The 5,632-nt window shown below is 28.0% G+C and carries 3 protein-coding genes and 1 rRNA gene; 1 reads left to right on the top strand and 3 read right to left on the bottom strand.

What is annotated here, in order from left to right:
- Window positions 1–836 precede the first annotated feature (836 nt).
- Window positions 837–1,376, bottom strand: coding sequence for an anaerobic ribonucleoside-triphosphate reductase activating protein (gene nrdG, locus IC174_RS20470; protein ID WP_227437644.1), 540 nt, complete (start codon window positions 1,374–1,376; stop codon window positions 837–839).
- Window positions 1,377–1,397: 21 nt separating this feature from the next.
- Window positions 1,398–3,749, bottom strand: coding sequence for an anaerobic ribonucleoside triphosphate reductase (locus tag IC174_RS20465; protein WP_227437646.1), 2,352 nt, complete (start codon window positions 3,747–3,749; stop codon window positions 1,398–1,400).
- A gap of 372 nt (window positions 3,750–4,121) precedes the next feature.
- Here IC174_RS20465 and IC174_RS20460 point away from each other — a divergent pair, with 372 nt between their 5' ends.
- Complete coding sequence (locus IC174_RS20460) at window positions 4,122–5,306, top strand: pyridoxal phosphate-dependent aminotransferase (RefSeq protein WP_227437648.1); 1,185 nt, start codon at window positions 4,122–4,124, stop codon at window positions 5,304–5,306.
- A 208-nt stretch (window positions 5,307–5,514) separates the two neighbouring features.
- Here IC174_RS20460 and rrf read toward each other — a convergent pair.
- Window positions 5,515–5,631, bottom strand: a 5S ribosomal RNA gene (rrf, locus tag IC174_RS20455).
- Window position 5,632: the final 1 nt, after the last annotated feature.

The raw sequence follows: 5,632 nt of genomic DNA, 5'->3' as shown, positions 1-5,632 counted from the left end.
CTGAGCCAGGATCAAACTCTCAAATAAAAGTTTATCAGGCTCAGATACTATTGTTATCTAAATATCTGGCTTTATGGTTTGTTTCTTGTTTATAAATTAACCTACTGTTTAATTTTCAAAGTTCTTTATGTTTATGTCCTTTTCTTGAGGACAAGTATTACTATACCAACTTTTTCTTTTAGAGTCAACAACTTTTTTTACTTTTTTTATTTTTAAATTATCACTTTACCTCTCTATTATAATATTATCCACATTATAAACAACTGATTCATATTGTTTTAACTTATTACATTAAATATTATCCACATTATAAACATATTTATCCACATATTACATAATTTATTATTTTTTGAATAAAGATAAATCCATATGTATAATCACTTCTCATTAGTCCATTTATCTATATGATACAATATGTTTACAACTTGAAAACATTGGTTGAAAATGCTTACTTTAATAGCAGCATTATTTCCTCTCAAAAGCATTAATAATGATATTAGTAGTGATAATAGTACATGAGCATATAATTTTATTAAAGTATTTATCAACCCCTTACTACTTTACTTTGTAAATTTATATATTAACTAAAAACTTTCATAATCAAATTAAATACTTTAGTTTCATAGCCGAGTATCAATTAAACAATTTGTAAAACTTTCTTTTAAAAGAATATAAATCAAAACAAACTAATATATTATAAAACTAAAGCTATAAAAGCTACAATAGTCAGTCTAATATAAATACATTTTATATAATACATAATTAAAGAAAAACTTTTTACATAAAAATAGACGAAAGTAAATATGTTTTTACATTTACTTTCGTCTATTTATGTTCTATTCTGCTATAGATAAATCATCCTTCATATACTGCTCAATTAAAAATACTTTTTTATACTTTAAGCTCTTCTGAACATCAATTATTCTTTGATTTGATGAACCTCTAAATTTTAGACTTATATCTTTTTTTTCATCTACAAATCTTCCATCTACTAAAACATCAATCTGCTTTAATAGGTTCAAGTTTTTAAAATATGCACTATTTTTTTTATCTAGTAGTTGTTCAAATGTAAATCCTGTATAGGACCATACATCTAAGCCAGTCTTTTTGGCTTCTTTTGCTATTTCTTCTAATGGTTCTGGCTGTAAAAATGGCTCTCCACCTGATAGTGTAATACCTTTTTGTAATTTTAGTGACTTTATCTTATTTATAATTTCTTTTGTATCCATATAAAATCCACCACATAAATTATGTGTTTGAGGATTATGACATCCTTTACAATTATGAACACATCCTTGAGTCCATATTACCATTCTTAACCCTGGTCCATCAACTATACTGTCATGACTTATAGTAGATGACATTCTTATCTTCATAACTTATTCCTCCAAATAAAACTATCTATGTTTTACCCTATCTTTAACTTCCGCTTTTTTGGCATTATTAAATCTATCAACTGTACCAACTAAATATCCTGTTATTCGTCTGATTCTTTCAAATTTAATATCACTTTCGTCTTCATTTCTTCCACATACAGGACATATATTACTTGCTATTACTCCCGAGAAACCACATATAGGATCTCTATCTACAGGATGATTTATACTTCCGTATCCTATGCCCAAATCTTTCATTGCTTTTATGATAGTTTCAAAAGCTTCTAAGTTATCAGATGGATCTCCATCTAGTTCTACATATGTTATATGACCTGCATTAGTAAATTCATGATATGGAGCTTCTATCTCAATTTTGTCATATGCACTTATATTATAATAAACTGGAACATGGAATGAATTAGTATAATACTCTTTATCTGTAATACCTTTAATTTCTCCATATACTTTCTTATCTATTTTAGTAAATCTTCCTGAAAGACCTTCTGCTGGAGTACCCATTAAAGAGAAATTTAATTTATATTTGTCTGTAGCTTCATCCATTTTATGTCTCATATATGACACTATTTTTAGTCCTAATTCTTGAGCTTCCTTGCTTTCTCCATGATGTTTACCTGTAAGAGCAATAAGGCATTCTGCTAAACCTATAAACCCAATAGTCAATGTTCCTTGCTTTATTACTTCTTTTAATGTATCTTCTGGGCCCAAATCATCAGAATCTTTCCATACGCCTTGCCCCATTAAAAACGGAAAGTTTTTCATTTTTTTATTTCCTTGAACTTCAAGACGCTCTAATAATTGTTCTATAATTAAGTCTATTTTCTCATCTAGTTCTTTAAAAAATTCATCTAAATTAGTTTTCTCATTTTTTATAATTCCATGCTTTATACCTAATCTTGGAAGATTGACAGTAGTAAAAGATATATTTCCTCTGCCACTAACTGTTTCTGGCCCACATACATTACTAAGTACTCTTGTTCTACAACCCATATATGTAGCTTCTGTATCTGGATCTCCTGCTTTATAATATTTAGCATTAAAAGGAGCATCTAAAAAGCTAAAGTTAGGAAATAATCTTTTAGCTGATACCCTGCATGATAACTTAAATAAATCATAATTAGGATCTTCAGGATTTAAATTTACACCTTCTTTAACTTTAAATATCAATATTGGGAAAATTGGGGTCTCTCCATTACCTAAACCTCTTTCTTGTGATAATAATAGATTCTTAGTTACCATTCTTCCTTCTTCTGAAATATCTGTTCCAAAATTTACACTTGAAAATGGTACTTGTGCACCTGCTCTAGAATGCATTGTATTTAAGTTATGTATAAATGCTTCCATAGATTGATATGTTTTTTTATCAGTTTCTTTATATGACTCTTCAAATGCAAAGTTTTGCATGTTCTTTATAAGTTCTTCATCAATATTAAACATTTCTTTTAGTTTTTCTTTTTCAGAGTTTAAATACAATTCATCTTTTTTAAGACCAACTTTTTTATTTGTTTCTTTCTCTGTTCTATATACTATGTCCTTTATTGCTTCATTATTTTCAATTCCTTTAAATAATTTTAATGCTTTAGCTAAGTTTCCTATGTAGAATTTTTTAAATGTCTTATACACACCTTCAGACAAACCATAATCGAAAAATGGTATGCTTTGACCTCCATGTTGATCATTTTGATTACTTTGTATCGCAATTGCGGCTAGAGCTCCATAACTCATTATATCTTGTGGTTCTCTTAAGAAACCATGACCAGTTGAAAAACCATCCTCAAATAGTTTTTTAACATCTATCTGGCAACAAGTTAATGTCCCCATATTTAAAAAGTCCATGTCATGTATATGTATATCTCCATTATCATGTGCGAAAGAATGTTCTGGCTTTAATATATGAGTCTTGCAAAATTCTTTGGATACAGTACTTCCATATTGTAACATTGTTCCCATAGCTGTATTACCATTGATATTTGCATTTTCTCTTTTTATATCAGCATCTTCTGCATCCTCAAAGGTAATTTCTTCTATTGCCTTCATTAATCGTGTTTTTGAATTTCTTATTCTACTTCTTTCAGTTCTATATACTATGTACTCTTCACTAGTTTTTGCATGACCTGTTTCTATAAGAACCTTAACTACAGAATTTTGTATGTCTTCAACACTTGGAACTGATTCAGAATATTTATGATTTATCAACTTTATTACTTCCTGAGTTAGTTGCTCAGATAACTTATAATCAGGTACAATACCTTCTCTTTCTGCAACATTTGTTGCTGCTAAAAATATAGCCCTTGTTATTCTATCTTCATTAAATGGAATCACTCTTCCATCTCTCTTTTTTACAAACTCAACCAATTAAAAAAACCCCCTATTACTATATATTGTATTTTATTAATCTACATACCACTATATGTAGTATATTAAGTCTAAAAAAATCCCCTTCAACTAAGTTAAAGGGATTATCTTAATAATTACTATATTAAGATTACCAAATTTGTACATAATAGTCAAACTAACGCAAATCATTGCAAATACTATGTAGATATTTTGAACATCAGCGTTTGTAACAACTTTGGAAGTCAAAACTTTTTTCTCTTTTTTTTACACTAATTTTAGGCAAAAAATACTCATTTTCATATGTATTAATGTATATATCTACAAATTTCCTTATGTACATTTTTCAAATTTGTCGTATAATATAAATAATAATTTAAAAGGGGGCATTTTATGTTATCAAAAAGACTAAACTTTATAACTCCATCCTATACAATAGGTATTAGTTCAAAAGTTAAAGAAATGGAAAGTGACGGAATTAAAGTAATCAACCTTAGTATAGGAGAACCTGATTTTAATGTACCTAATGTTGCAAAATCTTACGGAATTGACTCTTTAAATAAAGATTGTACTAAATATGATTTAGTTCCTGGATTGAAAATACTTAGAGAAGAAATCTGTAAAAAACTTATTGAAGAAAATAACTGTAAATATTCAATAGATGAAATAGTTATATCAAGTGGAGCTAAAAATTCTATAACAAACACTTTACTAGCGTTAACAGATGAGGGAGATGAAGTGTTATTGCCAAAACCATATTGGGTTAGTTACCCTGAAATGGTTAAATTAGTTAATGCTGTTCCAATTTTTATTGATACCAGAAAAGAAAATGGATTCAAATTAACAAAAGAAGAACTTGAAAAATCTATAACAAGCAAAACAAAGATTCTTGTAATAAATAATCCTTCAAATCCTACTGGTAGTGTCTATACAAGAGATGAGCTAATTGAAATCGTAAAAGTGTGTATACAGAACAAAATATATATTTTGGCAGATGAAATATATGAAAAAATATGTTACACTGGAAATTTCACATCAGTTGCTTCATTAAACGAAGAAGCAAAAGATATAACTATAACTATAAATGGTTTTTCTAAATCAGCTGCTATGACTGGATTAAGATTAGGCTATACTGCTTCTAATAAAACCATAGCTAAAGCAATGAGTTCCATACAAGGACATCTTATATCACATCCAAGCTTAACATCACAATACATAGCATATGGAGCCTTAAAAGATTGTTCAACTGATATAGATGATATGGTGGAAACATATAAATCTAGAAGAGATTTAATCACATCTAAATTAGATTCTATCGAAAATGTAGATTACGTAAATCCAGATGGTGCGTTTTATGCTTTTATAGACCTTTCTAAGATAGCTGAAAACTTTAAATATAAAGATAGTTTTTCTATAGAATTTTGTAATCAGTTTTTAGAAGAATACAATGTAGCAGTTGTTCCTGGCATAGCATTTGGTATGGATAAATATATTCGTATATCTTATGCTTGTAATGAGAATACTTTCTTGGCTGGATTAGATAAATTAAAAGAATTTGTATCTAAGATAATGGCATAATAATTTTAATCAAACAATTTTTAAATATAAGATATTAGATGATAAATTAATAGATTGTGTATCTATATAATATATTTAACATCGTAATTAAAAACTTAAATAAAATAAAAACCTATTGATTTTCATACCAATAGGTTTTTATTTTATTTGTTATATTAAGCTAGAATTTTATTTTAAATTTTAACTCAATATAACAAATAAAAAAATTACGTGGCTACGTCCTACTCTCCCAGGCAGTTTCCCACCAAGTACCATCAGCGCTAGAGAGCTTAACTTCTGTGTTCGGAATGGGAACAGGTGTATCCTCTCTGCTATTGTAACCACAT

Origin of the sequence: Clostridioides sp. ES-S-0001-03 (assembly GCF_020676075.1) — a bacterium.
In the GTDB taxonomy this organism is placed as follows: Bacteria; Bacillota; Clostridia; order Peptostreptococcales; family Peptostreptococcaceae; genus Clostridioides.
This window is presented reverse-complemented; position numbering and strand designations above follow the sequence as displayed.